Origin of the sequence: Microvirga arsenatis (assembly GCF_009910705.1) — a bacterium.
GTDB lineage: Bacteria > Pseudomonadota > Alphaproteobacteria > Rhizobiales > Beijerinckiaceae > Microvirga > Microvirga arsenatis.
Genome location: NZ_JAAAXJ010000060.1, coordinates 1 through 1,441, shown reverse-complemented (window position 1 = coordinate 1,441; position 1,441 = coordinate 1). Strand labels below are relative to the sequence as shown.

At 67.6% G+C, this 1,441-nt stretch carries 1 protein-coding gene; it reads right to left on the bottom strand.

Translation table 11 applies throughout. From position 1 onward, the window contains the following. Nucleotides 1–64 precede the first annotated feature (64 nt). The gene (locus tag GR303_RS24200) at nt 65–1,327 is read right to left on the bottom strand and encodes an IS256 family transposase (protein WP_201752218.1); all 1,263 of its coding nucleotides are present in this window, start codon (nt 1,325–1,327) and stop codon (nt 65–67) included. Nucleotides 1,328–1,441: the final 114 nt, after the last annotated feature.

The window sequence follows — 1,441 nt, the reverse complement described above, 5'->3', positions numbered from 1 at the left end:
GGTGCCGTCGCGAGTTGTGTAGGAATTCGGGTGGCGCGATCTCCGGTATGAAGATGGTATTCGGTCAGGCGGCGAGGTCAATCGTCTCCTTTGTTTCTGATGCTTGTGGGAGTGTCTTCCAGCCGTCGACCTTGCGCATGGTGATCTGACCGGACGCCAGCAGAGCCCAGAACAGCATGGCGGCGGTGGCGTCCGAGGGCAGCACCGTCTGGGTTTTGATCCGCCGCTTGAATTCCTCGTGCAGCCGTTCAATGGCGTTCGTGGTGCGGGCCGACTTCCACTGCGAGGGCGGCAGCTTCGTGAAGGCAAACAGCGCCTCACCCGCTTCCTCCAGGCTGTCGGCCACCGCCCGATGCCGCAGTCGCCATTTGCGCAGGAAGGCCTGGCGGCGCTCCGCAATCTCCTCGACCGTTGAGGCATAGATCATGTCGGTGTAATCCGCCGTGATCTCGTCATAAAGGCGCTTGGGCGCATGGGCGAGCAGGTTGCGGTGCTTGTGCACCGTGCAGCGCTGCAGGGCAACGCCCTCCCACACCGCCGCGAGCGCCTGCTCCAGGCCCGGCGCGCCATCGACGATGACAAAGGCCGGCCGGCGCAGCTGGCGCGCGACCAGATCATCGAGCACCGCGCGCCAGGCGGCCGTGGTCTCGCCGCCCATGTTCCTGACGGCCAGCAGCACCTTCTGCCCATCCTCGCGGATGCCGATCACCACCAGCAGCGAGATGAAGGTGGCCTTCCTGTCGAGCCGGACGCGCACCACCGTGCCGTCGAGGATCAGCCGCACGATCGGCTCAGCGGCGAGCGAGCGCTGGTTCCAGGCCTGCCAGTCGGCCTGCACCTTGCGCCAGACCCGGCTGACCGTGTCCTTGCCCACCGCCCCGCCGAACAGGGCGGAAAGCGCCCGGCGCACCCGGCGGGTGTTGGTGCCGGCCAGATAGGCCGAGGCAATCAGCGCATCGGCGGCCTTGGTGCGGCGCTGATAAGCCCGAAGGGCCGCACTCCTCCACTCGGTGGTGGTGCCATCCTCGGTGTGCAGGCGGGCCCGTGGCACGGTGATCTCGGTTGGGCCGAAGGTGCCGGTGAGCGTGCGGGAGCGGCGGCCATGGCGATAGCCCCGCGTGCCGACGTCAGGCGCGTCGCCCGCCGCACGGCCATAGCGGGGGCGGCCGAGGGCGGCATTCAGTTCGGCCTCGATGAGAGCCTCGATCCAGTCGCGGACCCGTTCGCGCACGCCGGTCTCGATCGGGTCGATCCAGGTGTCGAAAAGCCGGGCTTCAGGCTGCCCAGTCGGATGCGCAGGGTTCGTCTTGCTGATATGGTCCGTCATGGCGTGGTCTCCCGCGGGATCGCGGCGCTCCAACGCCCGAATCCCGGTGTGTGGGTTGCAACACCCGGAGACTACGCCACCCTCTCAAAAGTCCACCACATCCAAGACGGCACC

What these genes read in the sequence shown, in the direction of transcription:
- GR303_RS24200 (WP_201752218.1), bottom strand. Translation starts at nt 1,327, where the DNA reads ATGACGGACCATATCAGCAAGACGAACCCTGCGCATCCGACTGGGCAG.